The 16907-nt window shown below is 48.4% G+C and carries 12 protein-coding genes and 2 pseudogenes; 7 read left to right on the top strand and 7 right to left on the bottom strand.

Going from position 1 to position 16907, the window contains the following annotated elements:
* Nucleotides 1-134 precede the first annotated feature (134 nt).
* The 3 genes from glpC to glpA are packed head-to-tail and all read right to left on the bottom strand — an operon-like array spanning nucleotide 135 to nucleotide 4389.
* Nucleotides 135-1409 carry an anaerobic glycerol-3-phosphate dehydrogenase subunit GlpC gene (gene glpC / locus AC30SF_RS03895; protein WP_489607622.1) on the bottom strand — a complete coding sequence of 425 codons (1275 nt, stop codon included), beginning with the start codon at nucleotides 1407-1409 and terminating at the stop codon, nucleotides 135-137.
* Between the two features lie 9 nt (nucleotides 1410-1418).
* Nucleotides 1419-2708 carry a glycerol-3-phosphate dehydrogenase subunit GlpB gene (gene glpB / locus AC30SF_RS03900; RefSeq protein WP_489607623.1) on the bottom strand — a complete coding sequence of 430 codons (1290 nt, stop codon included), beginning with the start codon at nucleotides 2706-2708 and terminating at the stop codon, nucleotides 1419-1421.
* Complete coding sequence (glpA, locus tag AC30SF_RS03905; RefSeq protein ID WP_489607624.1) at nucleotides 2698-4389, bottom strand: anaerobic glycerol-3-phosphate dehydrogenase subunit A; 1692 nt, start codon at nucleotides 4387-4389, stop codon at nucleotides 2698-2700. Before glpA ends, glpB begins: the two co-directional genes overlap by 11 nt.
* A 290-nt stretch (nucleotides 4390-4679) precedes the next feature.
* Between glpA and glpT the strand changes: the two genes are divergently transcribed.
* Nucleotides 4680-6119, top strand: a complete 1440-nt coding sequence (glpT, locus tag AC30SF_RS03910; protein ID WP_209362668.1) for a glycerol-3-phosphate transporter — start codon at nucleotides 4680-4682, stop codon at nucleotides 6117-6119.
* Nucleotides 6120-6539: 420 nt separating this feature from the next.
* A pseudogene (locus tag AC30SF_RS03915) lies at nucleotides 6540-7140 on the top strand (transposase); the annotation flags it as partial.
* Nucleotides 7141-7194: 54 nt separating this feature from the next.
* Here the strand turns inward: AC30SF_RS03915 and AC30SF_RS03920 are convergent.
* Together AC30SF_RS03920 and AC30SF_RS03925 are read right to left on the bottom strand one after the other, a co-directional pair.
* Nucleotides 7195-8538 (bottom strand): FAD-dependent oxidoreductase, encoded by a 1344-nt coding sequence (locus AC30SF_RS03920; protein WP_109128666.1) that lies wholly within the window; start codon nucleotides 8536-8538, stop codon nucleotides 7195-7197.
* Nucleotides 8539-8691: 153 nt separating this feature from the next.
* Nucleotides 8692-9591 carry a LysR family transcriptional regulator gene (locus tag AC30SF_RS03925; RefSeq protein ID WP_489607625.1) on the bottom strand — a complete coding sequence of 300 codons (900 nt, stop codon included), beginning with the start codon at nucleotides 9589-9591 and terminating at the stop codon, nucleotides 8692-8694.
* A gap of 120 nt (nucleotides 9592-9711) precedes the next feature.
* Here AC30SF_RS03925 and AC30SF_RS03930 point away from each other — a divergent pair, with 120 nt between their 5' ends.
* The 4 genes from AC30SF_RS03930 (at nucleotide 9712) to AC30SF_RS03945 (ending at nucleotide 13105) form a co-directional block, all read left to right on the top strand.
* Nucleotides 9712-10677 (top strand): TIGR03571 family LLM class oxidoreductase, encoded by a 966-nt coding sequence (locus tag AC30SF_RS03930; protein WP_003742240.1) that lies wholly within the window; start codon nucleotides 9712-9714, stop codon nucleotides 10675-10677.
* A 100-nt stretch (nucleotides 10678-10777) separates the two neighbouring features.
* Nucleotides 10778-11308 carry an MBL fold metallo-hydrolase gene (locus tag AC30SF_RS03935; RefSeq protein WP_240075527.1) on the top strand — a complete coding sequence of 177 codons (531 nt, stop codon included), beginning with the start codon at nucleotides 10778-10780 and terminating at the stop codon, nucleotides 11306-11308.
* 37 nt (nucleotides 11309-11345) lie between these two features.
* Nucleotides 11346-12431, top strand: coding sequence for a monovalent cation:proton antiporter-2 (CPA2) family protein (locus AC30SF_RS03940; protein ID WP_489607626.1), 1086 nt, complete (start codon nucleotides 11346-11348; stop codon nucleotides 12429-12431).
* A 5-nt stretch (nucleotides 12432-12436) separates the two neighbouring features.
* Entirely contained in the window at nucleotides 12437-13105 is a 669-nt protein-coding gene (locus tag AC30SF_RS03945; RefSeq protein WP_489607627.1) for an NAD-binding protein, read from the top strand.
* A 71-nt stretch (nucleotides 13106-13176) separates the two neighbouring features.
* Here the strand turns inward: AC30SF_RS03945 and AC30SF_RS03950 are convergent, their stop codons facing one another.
* Nucleotides 13177-13413 carry a hypothetical protein gene (locus AC30SF_RS03950; RefSeq protein WP_489607628.1) on the bottom strand — a complete coding sequence of 79 codons (237 nt, stop codon included), beginning with the start codon at nucleotides 13411-13413 and terminating at the stop codon, nucleotides 13177-13179.
* 110 nt (nucleotides 13414-13523) lie between these two features.
* Here AC30SF_RS03950 and AC30SF_RS03955 point away from each other — a divergent pair.
* Nucleotides 13524-14333 (top strand): annotated as a pseudogene (locus AC30SF_RS03955) (IS5 family transposase); the annotation flags it as partial.
* A 414-nt stretch (nucleotides 14334-14747) separates the two neighbouring features.
* On the opposite strand, the gene pta reads toward AC30SF_RS03955, so the two are convergent.
* Complete coding sequence (gene pta / locus AC30SF_RS03960; RefSeq protein WP_489607629.1) at nucleotides 14748-16883, bottom strand: phosphate acetyltransferase; 2136 nt, start codon at nucleotides 16881-16883, stop codon at nucleotides 14748-14750.
* Nucleotides 16884-16907: the final 24 nt, after the last annotated feature.

Genomic DNA, 16907 nt, shown 5'->3' on the forward strand with positions numbered 1-16907 from the left:
GTTGTGATTTCCTGTAATAACAGGGTACGCAATCGTTTACCTAGGTTAAGCGGATTAAACCATGTCTGCGCTTAAAAGCGTAAGTAAAAAAGAAATAAAAAATCCACCGCACTTTGTATGGGGTGGATTGAGGATTATTGATTCATTGACATACACAACAACGTCAATGGATGGATACAGGTTACATTAGATGACATATCGATCTGCCATTTACAAGTTTGGCATTCTGAAATCACATAATCAAATCCACCTGCATTGATATGATCAAATAGTGTTTTCCCGATAGCTTGAGACACTTCATAGTTTTCCGCCTTGAAACCGTATGTCCCGGCGATACCACAACATTGTGATGGCAACATCACCACTTCTAATCCCGGAATTTGTTTTAACACTTCCAAGGTGTACGGTGCCCAACCGGCTTTATCCACGTGACACGCAGTGTGATAAGCCACGCGTAATTTCAATGGTTTAAGCGGTAAGGTTTTACCTTCTTTAAAGAGTTGATATAAGAATGGTGTCACCATGTGAATATGCGGACGAACTTTTGCATTGTCGATACCTAAAATATGATGATATTCATCACGTAAATTTAAGGCACAACTTGATGCTTCGCTGATTACATCCAAGCCATTTTCATCCACCATTTTGCCAATGTAATCGGTGTTAAATTGCGCAATTTTTTTCGCACGTTCTGGGAATTGGTTCACGCTTAATGGCAAGCCACAGCATTTTTCTTTTTCCAATAACACCACACCAATATCCATGGCATTGAACACTTGAATAAATTCTTTACCCAATTGTGGATTATTGTAGTTCACATAACAACCGTGATAATACGCCACTTTGCGTTCGAATTTTTGTTGGCTTGCCAACATTTTCTTCATATACCAACTACGGAACGTGCCAAAGGAATATTTTGGTAATGTACGATGACGGCTGATTTTCAATGCTTTTTCCAACACAAATTTTGTCGCTTTTAAGCCTGTGAGAGTGTTCACAATCGGCGCAAGCGGTGTGTTAAGTGTACCCATAATATCGGTGTTACTTAAAATCGCATCACGTAATTTTTGCACAGCCGGTTTGTGTTGTTGAGCAAGATATTTGTTTCTTGCGCGAACGATAATATCACCAATTTTGACATCAGACGGACACGCAATTTCACAACGTTTACAGTTAGTACAATATTTCAAGGCTTCATCATAAAGCTCGGCTGATTTTAAGCGTAAACGCTCACCATCCGGCCCCGATTGTTTTGGACCTGGATAGTTTGGATTCTGACGCGAAACCGGACATACTGCGGTACACGCCGTACATTTAATACAACTTTCAAAACTCTCATCAAACGCATGATGATGTTGTGGTGCATTAAGGGATTGTTTTGCATTATCAATTAATTGTTGAATGTTCATAACGCCTCCTTAATGTGTGTTGTGAAGAATTTCATCAGCAACAGCAAGTGCTGTTACCACTGCCACGCCAGAACCACAACCAAGCTCTAACGCATTGAAACCACCAATCACATTACCCACCGCATATAAATTCGTTAAAAATTGACCGCTCTTTTGGACTTGGCATTGCGCATTAATCGCCACGCCCGCAGATTGGTACGGTTGTGGATTTGAGAAACGATGATCAGTCCAAGTAAAGCGATCGGTATCGTTAAAGCCTGCTACACCGATAATGTCAGAATGGAATACGGGCTCGTAGATTTTATCGAATTCAGAAACTAAACCTTTACTGAAGAAACTGCCTGACGCTAAGACGAAATGCTCTGCCGTGATTTCTTCCTCTTCGTGCAAACGCGTTTGAATAGCGCGAACTTTGTTGCCATGAAAATGTGCTTTTAATGCGCTATCACCATTCATCATGAGTCCACCTAATTTCTCAAAACGATGACGTAATTGGATACGTTGGCGCATACCTAATAAAGAAGGCGGTAAGGTTGGTAATTCAAATAATGGTAAGCCAGTTGCTTTGCGAAGTGATTCCATAAACTCTTGATTTTCTAAACCGAAACAAGCCGGCAAGAAAATGGCTTCAGTGCCTTTCGCCGCATCTTTCATTTCAGCCACAAGATCATCAAATTTCAATTTATATTCTAAAACTTGTGCAATGTTTACACTGCGGAATTCACGCGAATTTGCGCGCAATTGATCCAATTCAGGAATATTTAAAAAGCCTGTTTTCACTTCACAATGGGCAAACTGTGGATTCAGCGTGAGGTTATCTGCCAATAATTCTGGTTGGAAATCGTGATAGCCTTCAATGCCTAAAACCGCAATTTTTTTATACGGGAATGGGGTTTCGCCTTGTACGGTTGGCACACTATTTGGTGAAAGCCATGCACCACGTAAACTCCCTAAACCCGTTACTCGAAGATGATTTTCTGCACTTGAGCCAATTAAATCTAAATTTAACGATTCCGCTAATTTTTCAAAATCTTGCGCTTTCGCTAATACGCGTTCAGCCCCCATAATGCTATAAGGGTGTTGTGGTAATTGAGCGCAAAGTGCGGTCAAATTTTCAGAAATATTTTTAACAAACGCACCATTTGGTAAACGGCTTAATAAATCCAATGAGCCAGATGCAAAATCAATCGCCGCTTGGCCGTTATTGATAATGACACAACGTTTGCCTTGTTCTTGTAGGGCGATGCCGCAAGTTAAACCTGCAAGGCCACCACCAATAATCACTACATCAAAATTCATTGTTATCCGTCCCTTGCTGTTTGTCAGTTTCAAGCGGTTGAACATCATTTAAGCCCAACACACTGCCATACATCCATGAAGTAAATTCGGCTTCACGAATCGCTTCACCCCATGCAATAGGTTCGATACCGCGCCAACGCTCTTCCATAAAGGACGTTAATTGTGTGGTGGATTGGCGAGGGGTTGCCACATTGAAGCGGTTCATTAAACCTGCCGCACGGCACGCACAAAGCTCAGCTTGGCAAGTCCCCATACCCACACGAGTACGGCGACGTAAATCTACTAAGTTATTGACATTTAATTCATCCACAGCATAACGAACTTCGCCCGCGGTCACGGCTTCACATTCACATACCATTGAACGATCGAGACGTTCTTTATCTAATAAGCGAGTAGCACGAGAACCATGACGATATACGGCTGAATAACGAATCGTACTTGGAAGAGAAATGACTTTCTGATTGGTTTCTGCACGGCTTTCACTTGAACCCGGTAGTGGACGCTCTGCAGTTGTACAACGTGCTGTTTTATTGAGTTTTTTACAAACCAGATCCGTTGCCCATTCAGCCATTAAGCGATAAGTCATTAATTTACCGCCAGTGATGGTGATAAAGCCGTCTAAGCCGTCACGTTCTGCGTGGTCAAGTAACACGATACCACGGCTTACGTTACGACCAGATGGGTCATCATCTGTCGCCACTAACGGACGTACCCCCGCATAAGCACGTAATACGCGAGTATGACGCAAGCTTGGTGCGAGTTTTTCCCCTTCACGGAAAAGAATATCCACTTCTTCTGGGGTCACTTCCATATTGTCGATTTGATCGTAAGGAATACGGCTAGAGGTTGTACCAATAACGCAAATGGTATCACCCGGTACAAGAATGTCCGCATCCGCAGGTTTACGACAACGGTTAATGACCATTTTGTTGATGCGATGTCCCATGACAAGTAATGCGCCTTTGGCCGGGAACATTTTGATTTTAAGATTCGCATATTCTGCGATGCCTTGTCCCCAAATACCGCCTGCATTAACGACTAATGGCGCAAAGAATTTGCGATTTACGCGATTTTTGTGATCGTAAACATCCACGCCAATTACTTTGCCACCTTCCCGAATTAAGCTTTTTACTTCGCAATAAGTGAACATTTTTGCGCCGTTTTCAGTGGCATCCATCACATTAGATGCCGTTAAGCGGAAAGGATCGATTGAACCATCTGGCACAACTACTGCACCGACTAAATCTGGGTTTACTGATGGTTCCATAATTTTGGCAAGTTGAGGATCAATGGCAACGGCCTCAATACCGGATTTGGTACAACTTTCGATGAAGGTTTTTTGATAATCAAGGGAATCTTCGGGTAAGGTGATAAATAAACCTTCTGTTTCATCCACACAATGACGAGCGATATTGCGCAGAATTCGGTTTTCTTTAATACATTCTTCTGCGGATTCCTGATCGTTGACGGCATAACGCGCACCACTATGTAACAAACCATGATTACGGCCTGTTGCGCCTGTCGCAATATCACGACGCTCTAATAAAATACAGTCAATGCCACGCAATGCGCAGTCACGAGCAATCCCCGCACCTGTTGCACCACCACCAATGATAATCACATCCGTCGAAATCGGGGAAAAATCTCCCGCATCACGATACAGATTAGGCGATAATCCCATTGTTACCCCCAAGCCAAAATATGAATAAAAAGAAACGTAAAAACGGTTATAAACTGAGTGGCTATTGTAGGGAAGTGCGGTTAAATTCACAACATTTTGAGCGAAAAAGAAAGCTATTTTGTGAGAGGGATCACATAATTTTCGAATTCGCTCATTTGTTAAAAAATATTTTGTGAAATGCATCACATTTTTGAATTATTTCCCTGTTTAATTTCTGTTTTTATTTTATCATGCACGCTATCCCCAGTATGGGGGTGGACTCATAATTAAAATGATTTTGGAGAGAAATTATGTTTGGACCATTTAAACCCGCTCCGCATATTGCGGAACTTCCAGCGGAGAAAATTGATTCCACGTATAAACGCTTACGTTGGCAAGTGTTTGCAGGGATTTTCTTTGGTTATGCCGCATACTATTTTGTGCGTGCAAACTTCGACTTGGCACAACCGGGCTTAATTCAAGCCGGCTTGTACTCAAAAGCGGAATTAGGTGTTATCGGCTCTGCAGCCGGTCTTGCCTATGGTTTGTCTAAATTCGTCATGGCGGGGATGTCTGACCGTTCGAACCCGCGTGTGTTCTTACCATTTGGTTTATTGCTTTCTGGTCTTTGTATGACCATGATGGGGGTATTCCCATGGGCTACTTCAGGCATTGCCATCATGTGGGTCATGATCTTCTTAAATGGTTGGTTCCAAGGGATGGGGTGGCCTCCATGTGGTCGTACTATGGTGCACTGGTGGTCTAAATCAGAACGCGGTACTATCGTATCTATCTGGAATACCGCGCACAATATCGGTGGTATGATGCCGGGCGCCATGGTGCTATTAGCCAGTGCGATTTTCTTCAGTACTCACGGTGTTGAAGCACAAGCCAAAGATATTTGGCAACAATCCCTCTATTATCCGGGTATTGCAGCAATGCTTTGTGCGATTCCGGTGTATTTCGTGATGCGTGATACGCCACAATCTTGTGGTTTACCGTCAATCGAAAAATGGCGTAATGACTACCCAGATGACTATAACGAAAAAACGTACGAAAACGATTTAAGCACAAAAGAAATCTTCGTCACTTATGTATTGAAAAACAAATTGTTATGGTACATCGCGATTGCTAACGTATTCGTATACTTAATCCGCTACGGCGTATTGAAATGGTCTCCGGTTTACTTAAGTGAAGTCAAACACTTCAACATCAAAGGTACCGCATGGGCTTACACAATCTATGAATTAGCAGCGGTTCCAGGTACATTATTATGTGGTTGGGTATCCGATAAAGTCTTCAAAGGTAAACGTGGTTTAACCGGTTTCATCTTCATGATCTTAACTACAGCTGCTGTAGTGGCATACTGGATGAACCCAGCGACACCTGAAGCAGAGCTTGCAAACTACTCTGCTTGGTATGAAAACCCATATCAATTAACTGACTTCGTATTAATGACCTTAATCGGTTTCTTAATCTACGGTCCTGTAATGTTAATCGGCTTACACGCTCTTGAGCTTGCACCGAAAAAGGCAGCAGGTACAGCAGCAGGTTTCACCGGTTTATTCGGTTACTTAGGTGGTACTGTGTCAGCGTCAGCGGTTATCGGTTGGGCAGCACAACACTACGGTTGGGACGGTGGTTTCTACGTCATGATCGGTGGTGGTGTTTTAGCGGTGTTATTACTCTTCATCGTAATGGTGGAAGAAGGTAAACACAAAGCGAAATTAGGTGAACACTACGGTAAATAATCGTCAATGAGTTCAAAATGAAAGCGCCTTTCGGGGCGCTTTTTTATGCGTAAACATTTTCGGAATTGCGATAAATTAAAGGAATAACAATCCGCATATAAAACGTGCAGTTAATATGTTCTTTCGTTGATAAATTATCTTGAACCATGTCAATCGTAGCGTGCAACTTGTTGCACGAAATCGTGAATGCTCAAAAAGTTAAATAACGTTCCGTGCGTGGTTTGTTCGTGCAACAAGTTGCACGCTACGCACGAAATCGTGAATTCTCAAAAGGTTAAATAACGTTCCATGCGTGTTTTTCTCGTGCATCAAGATGCACGCTACGTACGAAATCGTGAATGCCCGAAAGGTTAAATAGAGACCTTTGCAAAATTCCCCAAAATCCCCTAAATTCCCACCAAGACATTTAGGGGATTTTTCATGAGCACCTTCTTCCAACAAACCGCACAAGCCATGATCGCCAAACACATCGATCGCTTCCCACTATTGAAGTTGGATCAAGTGATTGATTGGCAGCCGATCAAACAGTACCTGAATCGTCAAAGAACCCGTTACCTTAGAGACCACCGCGGCCGTCCAGCCATCCCCTGCTGTCCATGTTCAAAGCCGTCCTGCTCGGACAATGGCACAGCCTCTCCGATCCCGAACTCGAACACAGCCTCATTACCCGCATCGACTTCAACCTGTTTTGCCGTTTCGACGAGTTGAGCCTCCCCGATTACAGCACCTTATGCCGCTACCGCAACTGGCGGCGCAAGACGATGCCCTGTCCGAATTGCTGCAACTGATTAACCGCCAACTGACCGAAAAAGGCCTAAAAGTAGAGAAAGTATCCGCCGCCGTCATTGACGCCACCATTATTCAAACCGCTGGCGGCAAACAGCGTCAGGCCATAGAAGTCGATGACGAAGGACAAGTCAGCGGTCAAACCACACCGAGTAAAGACAAAGATGCCCGTTGGACAAAGAAAAACGGTTTATACAGACTCGGTTACAAACAACATACCCGCATCGATTCTGAAATCGCTTTCAGATGGCATTTCCGTATCAAGTGCGGTCGTTTTACAACCAGTTTTTTAGCAGCCCGCGAACAAATCGTTCAGCCCTTCGGCGATGGTCGGGTGGGTGAAGATTTGGTTTTTGACATAGCGGGCAGGGACGCGGAAATCGATTGCCATTTTAAACAGGTTGATGATTTCGTGCGCTTCGGCGCAGAACAGGGTTACGCCGAGGATTTCGCCGCTGTGCGCGTCCACCACGGCTTTGAGCAGGCCGTCGGTTTGGTTGAGGATTTTGGCTTTCGGAATCGCGTCGGCTTTCAGTTTCAACACTTTCACCTCGCGCCCCGATTGCTGCGCGGCGGTTTCGGTTAAGCCGATATGGGCGAGCGGCGGCTCGGTAAAGGTGGCGGTCGGGAACGGGGTGCGGTCGGCGCGGTTGCGTTTACCGTCGCCGAAAAGCTGTTCGCGCACGATGCGGTAGTCGTCGAGCGAGATGTAGGTGAACATCGGGCTGCCCGCCACGTCGCCCATCGCCCAGATGTGGTTTTTGCCTTGCACGCGCAGATGGTCGTCAACGAGGATGAAGCCGCGCGGGTCGGTTTCGATGCCCGCGTTTGCCAAGCCCAATCCTTGCGTGTTCGGCACGCGGCCTACGCCCACCAGCACCGCGTCGGCGGTAAATTCGCCTTGCGAGGTGATGACGCTGGTGTCCGCCGTATTGTCGCGGAACGCTTCAATTTTCACGCCTTGCAACACCTTGATGCCTTTGCTGTTTAATACGCGCAGCATTTCTTCGGCGATGTCGCGATCTTCACGCGGCAGGAAGCGGTCGCCGCCGTCGAGAATCGTGATTTCGCTGCCGAAGGCGCGGAACATAAAGGCAAATTCCAAGCCGATGTAGCCGCCGCCGATGATGACGAGGCGGTCGGGGCGTTGGGTAAGCGAAAGCACGCCGGTGCTGTCGAGTACGCGCGGGCTGTCTTCGCCCGCCACGCCCAGGCGGCGCGGGGTGGCACCGGTGTTGATGAAAATGCGTTCGGCGGTAAGGGTTTGCTCGCCGCCGTCTGGGTCAGTCAGTTTGACCGTGCGATCGTCGAGAAACTCGGCGCGCGCGTTGAGCACGGTTACGCCGTCCAGATTGTCCAGTTTGGCGAAATTGGCAGCGCGCAATTTCGGAATCAGGGTGTTTTTCGCGTTCATCGCCGCCGCAAACACCGCCGCTTTGTCGGTGTTATGCCCGCGCTGCTCGCTCTCGACAATCAGTTTTTTGCTGGGAATACAGCCGATGTTGATGCAAGTGCCGCCGTACATCTGCGCCGACTGTTCCACCAGCACGACCTGCTGCCCGTGTTTCGCCAAATCCGCCGCCAGCGTTTTGCCCGCTTTGCCAAAGCCGATAATAAGATTTTGTGTATGCATAATTTGTCTCCGTGAAATGATGGATTGCGCGCCAATTATAGACCTTATCGATTTATTTTTGCAAAGGTCTCAGGCCGTCTGAAACCCGGAATTAGGTTTTCAGACGGCCTTTTTTGTTTTTCAGGCAGCTTTTTTGGAATGGCCGGCGGCATCTCAGACGGCCTTCCCCCACGCTTCCCCCATCATATCCACCAACGCCCGCACTTTGGGCGAGAGCTGTTTGCGGCTGGGGTACACCGCCATCACGGGCACGGGTTTGGGTTGGAAATCGGATAAAACGCTTTTCAGGCTGCCTGAATCAAGGCTTGTTTGCACCAGATAATGCGGCAGCTGGACGATGCCGAATGCGGACAGCGCGAGTTCCAGCAGGGCTTCGCCGTTGTCGGTGCTGAAACGTCCGCTGCCTTGAAAGGTGGTTTCTTTGCCTTTTTGTTGGAAATGCCAGCGGCTGACGCGGCCGCCGTGGAGAAAATGCAGGCATTGGTGGTGCGCCAAATCGTCGGGGCTTTGCGGCGTGCCGTGTTGAACGAGGTAGCCGGGGGCGGCGCAGGTGAGCATTTTTTGTTGCGCCACGGTGCGGGCGATCAGGCTGTCGCATTGGGGCGGATTGCCGTTACGCAGGGCGAGGTCGTAGCCGTCTGAAATCAGGTCGGCGTAGTCGTCGGTGAGCGAGAGTTCGACGCTGGTTTGCGGATAGCGGTGGAGAAAATCCGCCAACAGCGGCGGCAAGATGGTTTTGCCCAACACCAGCGGCGCGCTGATTTTCAGACGGCCTTGCGGCTTGATGCTGCGTTGGGCGAGGCATTGCTCGGCGTTGTCCAATTCTTCCAGCACGGCGGTGCAGCGTTCGTAAAACAGCCGCCCTTCGTCGGTGGGCGCAAGGTTGCGCGTATTGCGCTGCAAAAGGCACACGTTCAACCGCGCTTCAAGGCGGGCGATGCGTTTACCGATGGTGGAACGCGTGAGCCCGAGTTGTTTGGCGGCGGCGGTAAACGAGCCTCTTTTTACGCTGGCGACAAAGGCGGTCATATCGTTGAGATTGTTGAGTTCCATAAATTTTTCTTGCGCAGATCGGGCATTTGGTATTTTCTTGCCCGAGATTAGGGAAGCACATTCCCGAATAAAACAAATATACTTCATCACGTGCAAAAACTCATCACAAGGAGCAAAACAATGACTGCGCTGAAATTACCCGAACGCCTGCAAAACCATCGCGGTTTCGCCCGCACTTTCCAACCGGGCAAACTCACATTGGGCCTGATTGCGCCCTTCAAAGGCTATCCCGACAGCCCCGTGCCCGAAATGGACGACTTCGCCACCGTGATAAAAGCCGCCGACCAAAGCGGCATTGCCACGCTGTGGGTGCGCGATGTGCCGTTTTACGACCCGAGTTTTGGCGATGTCGCGCAGATTTACGACCCGTCGGTAACGCTGGGTTATCTCGCCGCGCTCACCCAAAACGTTGCGCTCGGCTCGGCGGGCTATGTGTCGCCGCTGCGCGAACCGGTGCTCACCGCCAAAGAAGCCGCGTCGGTGGAACAAATCAGCGGCGGCCGCTTCCTGCTCGGCTTGGCCAGCGGCGACCGCCCCACCGAATACCCCGCCTTTGCCTCCGATTTCAACAACCGCGCCGAACGCTACCGCGAAGCGTGGCAAATCATCCGCCGCCTGACGCAGGAAAAATTCCCCGCGTTCAATAGCGAACACTACGGCAGATTCAGCGGCAATTTGGACTTGGTGCCCAAACCCGCACACGGTTTGCCGATGCTCGCTATTGGCCGCGCCCGCCAAGAGCTGGAATGGATTGCCCGAGAAAGCGACGCATGGATTTGGTACGGCATCGCTCCCGAAAAACTGGGCGACATCGTCAACACGCTCAAAGAATTGGGCGACGGCGAAACCTGGAAACCCTTTGGCGTAGCGAATTTCGTCGAACTCTTGGAAGACCCGAACGCGCCCGCCGAGTTCTACAACAACATCTACCTGCGCGGCGGCGCCAAAGGCATCGTCGAATTCTGGCAAAAACAGCAAGCCGACGGCGTGGCGCACATCACCGTGAACTTAAAACCTACACGGCGCGGCGCGCTGGAAACCATTCAGGATTTCGCCGAAAACGTGATGCCGCATTTTGCGGTGTGAGATTTGGGGGTTTCAGGCAACCTGAAACGCCGTCTGAACGCCCCCTAGTCCTCCTTTATAAATGGAGGAGGGAACTTTTTAGGTTTTCAGGCTGCCTGAAATGCCGTCTGAAACCCTACGCGGCTTGGCAACGCTAGCGCGTGAAGCCGTAGCGCCTTATGCCAAAGCAGGTAAAGTGCGTTTTTATCAGAGTGGCGAAGAAGTCGTACCCGGAATGCGCTCGCGCCCCAGCCCCGGTCATACGCCTGGGCACAATGGCATCGAGTTCACTTCAAAAGGACAAACCATGCTGGTGTGGGGCGATTTGATGCACAACCACACACTGCAAATGCTTGATCCCGAAATCGCCATTGAGTTTGACAGCGACCCCAAACAGGCACGCGCCAGCCGCCAAGACGCGCTCAAAGATGCCGCCACACGTAAAATCTGGATAGCTGGCGCACATATGCCCTTCCCTAGCATCGGACACATCCGTGCCGAAAGCAACGGCGCTACACTTGGCTGCCGGTGGAATATACCCCGATCGAAATCGACGGCAAAGTGCAATAATTTAACAAAAACCGACCGCACTTTTCTAAGAGGAAGCCGTCAAATGACGGCTTTCTTGTGTTACGGCGATTTTTCTTTATAATACGAAAAATTTTTATGAATTAACAAAGGCAGGAATTATGGCGGTAGAAGCGGCTGACGGCGATTTATTGCACGTGGTGGAGTTATTGGGGGCGGCGGTAGTTGCCGTGCCGTTATTTAAACGTTTAGGTCTAGGCTCGATTCTGGGTTATTTGGCTGCGGGGCTGATTATCGGACCCTTCGGATTAAAGCTCATTACCGATTCCCACGCTATTTTGCATATTGCGGAATTCGGCGTGGTGATGTTTCTGTTTTTGATCGGGCTGGAAATGAAGCCGTCGCATTTATGGAAATTGCGTAATCAGATTTTCGGCTTGGGTACCCTGCAGGTGACGCTTTCCAGTCTGTTCCTTACCCTAATCGGGCTAGCTTACGGTTTTTCTTTAGTGATGTCGTTTATTTCGGCGGTAGGTTTTACACTCACCTCCACCGCAATGGTCATGCAGATTATGGACGAACGTCATGAAATCAGCACACCGCAAGGTCAGCGCATTGTCTCCATTTTGCTGTTTGAAGATTTGCTGATTGTGCCCATGCTGGCGATTGTAGCATTTCTAGCGCCCGATAATCCCAATGCCGTTGCCGATGCCGTACCGCTATGGCAGAAAATCGGTGTTGCCGCGCTTTCTTTGGCAGCGTTGATTGCGACAGGTATTTGGCTGCTCAATCCGCTGTTTAAAATTCTGGCAAAATCCAAAGCACGCGAGGTGATGACTGCCGCCGCGCTGCTGGTGGTACTCGGTGCGGCTTATTTAATGGAGCTGGGCGGTCTGTCTATGGCGATGGGTGCGTTTCTGGCGGGAGTGCTGCTGTCGGAATCCGACTTCCGTCATCAGCTTGAAGCGGATATCGAACCGTTCCGAGGCCTTTTGCTCGGGCTGTTTTTCTTAGCTGTCGGGATGTCGCTGGATGTGGCAACGGTGCTCAATAACTGGAAGGTAATTCTTTCCGCCACTGTACTGATGATTATCTTGAAATGCTTTGCCATTTATGGAGTGGCGCGTTTTGCCAAAGCAAGCCATCTCACCGCGATACACCGCGCCGTACTGATGTCGCAGGGCGGTGAATTCGCCTTCGTATTACTCGCCTCCGCTGACAACGGGCGATTAATGCGGAAGTGCTAGCGAATATGACGGCAATCGTGGTGCTCTCCATGATTACGACACCCTTCAGCGTTATGCTGTTCGACCGCTATTTCAAAGAACCCAGCGCAGCTGTGGCAGTGGACGATGTGGAAGAACATGCGGGCGAACTCAACGGCAACGTGCTGATTATCGGATTCGGGCGCATGGGGCAGGTGGTCAGCCAAATGCCGCTAGCCTACGGTGCCACCATTTCCATTCTGGACAACGATCCCGACATCATCAACGTCGCACGCGAATACGGTTTCAAAGTCTATTACGGCGAAGCTACCCGCGCCGACGTGCTGCATGCCAGCGGCGTGGAACACACCGACATCGTAGCGGTATGCGTGGACAACGGAGAAAGTGCGGTCAGAATTGTGGAAAATATTCATCATATCAACCCGAACGCCAAGGTGTTCGTGCGCGCCTGGGATAGACGCAATGCGCTGGCCCTAGTGAAAGCGGAAGCGGATTTCGTAGTGCGCGAAACCTTCTATTCTTCCATGAAAATGGGCGATGAAATCGTCAAGGCATTGGGTGCTAGCGTGCAGGAATTACGTGCCGTACACGACAAAGTACGCGACGCCGACAAAGAACGCTTCGCTTTGGAAATTGCCGGAAAGGAATTTGAAGGGCGCAGATTACTGTTGGGGAATATAAAGAAAAATTCGTAAAATAGACCGCACTTTTGTAGCTGCAAGCGATGGAATTTAAGCGAAAAATTGCAAAAATTCCACCGCACTTTTTACGCCCGTTCGGAACGCAGGCGGTGTTGGCGGATGTTTTTCAGCAGGCGGAACAGTTCCGCCCACGCGGAGCGTTTCGGCTGCGGGGTGTTGCCTGTGCCGATGAGCTTCATTTGATAAGCATACCAGCCCAGTTCGAGAAAGCCGCCGAGCTTGCGATCGATGAATCCCAAGCCTGTGCGGACGGCGGGCAATTCCGCTTTTGCCAATCCGCCCGATAACATCGGTTGCGGCAAATCGGGAATGAGTGCAAATAGTATTTCAGACGGCCTTTTAAGGTTTCTACATCTATATTTTAGTCGGCGAACTGTTTTTTCATTCGTTCGCGTCGCTCTTGCACTTCTACGGACAATGGCACAGCCTCTCCGATCCCGAACTCGAACACAGCCTCATCACCCGCATCGATTTCAACCTGTTTTGCCGTTTCGACGAACTGAGCATCCCCGATTACAGCACCTTATGCCGCTACCGCAACCGGCTGGCGCAAGACGACACCCTGTCCGAATTGCTGGAACTGATTAACCGCCAACTGACCGAAAAAGGCCTAAAAGTAGAGAAAGCATCTGCGGCCGTTGTTGACGCCACCATTATTCAGACCGCCGGCAGCAAACAGCGTCAAGCCATAGAAGTCGATGACGAAGGACAAGTCAGCGGCCAAACCACACCGAGCAAAGATAAAGATGCCCGTTGGACAAAGAAAAACGGTTTATACAGACTCGGTTACAAACAACATACCCGCACCGATGAGGAAGGCTATATCGAGAAACTGCACATCACCCCAGCCAATACCCATGAGTGCAACCACCTGTCACCTTTGCTGGAAGGTATAGCCGAAGATACGACCGTCTATGCCGATAAAGGCTATGACAGTGCGGAAAACTGACAACATCTGGAAGAGCGTCGACTGCAGGATGGCATTATGCGCAAAGCCCACCGCAACCGCCCGCTGACGGAAGCGCAAACCAAACGCAACCGATATTTGTCGAAGACCCGTTATGTGGTCGAACAAAGCTTCGGGACGCTGCACCGCAAATTCCGCTACGCCCGGGCAGCCTATTTTGGTCTGCTCAAAGTGAGTGCGCAAAGCCATCTGAAGGCGATGTGTTTGAACCTGTTGAAAGCCGCTAACAGGCTAAGTGTGCCTGTTTGCGCCTAAAAGGCGGCCGGATTCCTGATTATCAGGTATCCGGGGAGGATTAAGGGGGTATTTGAATAGAATCAGTGGATATTTGAAACAAAAACAGCCGAAAATCTGTGTTTAGGTTTCGGCTGTTGGAGGAAAGGCTTTTTTGCAAAGGTCTCAAATAACGTTCCGTGTGTGGTTTATTTGTGCAACAAGTTGCACGCTACGTACGAAATTGTGTATGCCCTAGTTACATAACGTTCTGTGCGTGGTTTATGCGTGCATCAAGATGCACGCTACGTACTGACCGCACTTTTTACTGTGAATAAGTAGTTTATTTGGATAAAAAAATGGATGAATTAATTCAATTATTTAGGTAAATAAAAAAGGCTTTCATCATGAAAGCCTTTTCTTTTGCACGAAAGTGCGGTGTGTTTTTCAAGCGTTTTATTGTGTTGCTTGAATTGCCGTTAATGCAATGGTGTACACGATGTCATCAACCAACGCACCACGGGACAAGTCGTTCACCGGTTTGCGCATACCTTGGAGCATCGGGCCGATAGAAACAAGGTCGGCGGAACGTTGAACCGCTTTATAGGTGGTGTTACCGGTATTTAAATCCGGGAAGATGAATACCGTGGCTTGACCGGCAACCGGAGAATTTGGTGCTTTAGAGCGTGCCACATCTTCCATTACTGCCGCATCGTATTGTAATGGGCCATCGATGAGTAAGTCAGGACGTTTTTCTTTCGCAATACGCGTCGCTTCTTTTACTTTTTCAACGTCTGCACCGCTACCGGAAGAGCCGGTAGAGTAAGAGATCATCGCCACTTTCGGATCGATACCGAAGGATTTCGCCGATTCGGCAGATTGAATGGCAATTTCGGCTAATTGCTCTGCGGTCGGATCCGGGTTTACCGCGCAGTCACCGTAAACCAACACTTGATCCGGTAATAACATGAAGAAGATGGAAGAGATAATGGAGCTACCCGGTGCGGTTTTGATAATTTGCATCGGTGGACGAATGGTGTTGGCTGTGGTGTGAACTGCACCGGAGACCAAGCCATCCACTTCGTTGGCTTCCAACATCATGGTGCCAAGTACAACGTTGTCTTCCAATTGTTCACGTGCCATGGTTTCTGTCATGCCTTTGGCTTTACGTAATTCCACTAAACGTGCGACATAGTTTTCACGCACGCTTGTCGGGTCAACAACAGTGATGCCTTTGACTAATTTTACGCCTTGCGATTCGGCAACGCGTTGCACTTCTTCTGGATTTGCTAACAAGATACATTCTGCGATACCGCGTTCGGCACATAAGATGGCCGCTTTGATGGTACGTGGTTCATCCCCTTCCGGTAATACAATGCGTTTATTCGCCGCACGGGCTAATTCCGTTAATTGGAAACGGAATGCCGGTGGTGATAAACGACGTAAACGGCTTGAAGCTTCAACTAATCCGTTAACGAAGGCGGCATCTAATTTTTCGCTGGTGTAGCGTTTGATGTTTTCAATGCGCTCTTTATCGTCAACCGGTACTTCAAGATTAAAGTTTTGTAGGCTTAAAGCGGTTTGCCAGGTGTTGCCTTCAATACGGAAAACCGGCAATTTTTTGTTTTCAAAAACATGCTGACAAAGTTTGTTGATTTGAGGATCTAATTTGTAACCGCCGGTTAATAATAAACCGCCGATTTCAATACCGTTGGACACCGCAAGTGCCGCTGCCACGATCACATCCGGGCGGTCAGCAGAAACCACGAGTAAGCTTCCGGCACGGAAATGTTCCACCATGTTTGGCAAACTTCTTGCACAGAAAGTGATACCGCGAATACGACGGTTTACATCGCCTTCATTAAGAATAGATGCGCCTAAATGTTTAATTAAATCAATCGCACGGGTTGCAATAAGATCAGCAGACCATGGGATACATGCCAATAAGTTGAGTTGGCTTTGAGCGAATAATTTTACCAACTCGGATTCGCTGTTGTGGCTGTGTTGGAAAGAATCGAAAATTTCGCTTAAATCTGGGCGGGTTCTGCCGGATTCATCCACTGGCGCATTGAATTTGTTCACGATCACGCCAAGAAGATTTTTATTGTTTTGACCGCCAAATAGAGAAGCTGCGGCTTCAACACGTTCTTTTAATTGTGCCGGGGTTTCTGTGGCCGGTGCTGCAACTAATACGATTTCTGCATCAAGTGCTTGGGCGATTTCATAGTTAATGCTGTTGGCAAAAGGATGTTTACGGGTTGGAATCAAGCCTTCCACAATGACAATTTCATTGTTTTTAGCCAGACGTTGATGATTTTCAACGATTTTTTCTAATAAAACATCAGATTGATTCTGACCGATCAGTGATTCTGCCACGCTTAGCATAAACGGCTCAGTGGTTTCTAGGCCTGTATTAGTGCGTACGATAGCCGTTGTGCGGTCGATAATATCTTCACCGGTATTTGGTTGGGAAATGGGTTTCATGAAACCGACTTTGGCACCTTTTTGTTCAAGTGCATTGATTACACCAAGGCTTACGCTGGTTAAACCCACGCCGGTACTAATCGGAATTAAAATAATTGTACGAGACATAATTTACCTTCGATTGAAATAGAG

It is taken from the genome of Aggregatibacter valvarum, assembly GCF_980468985.1.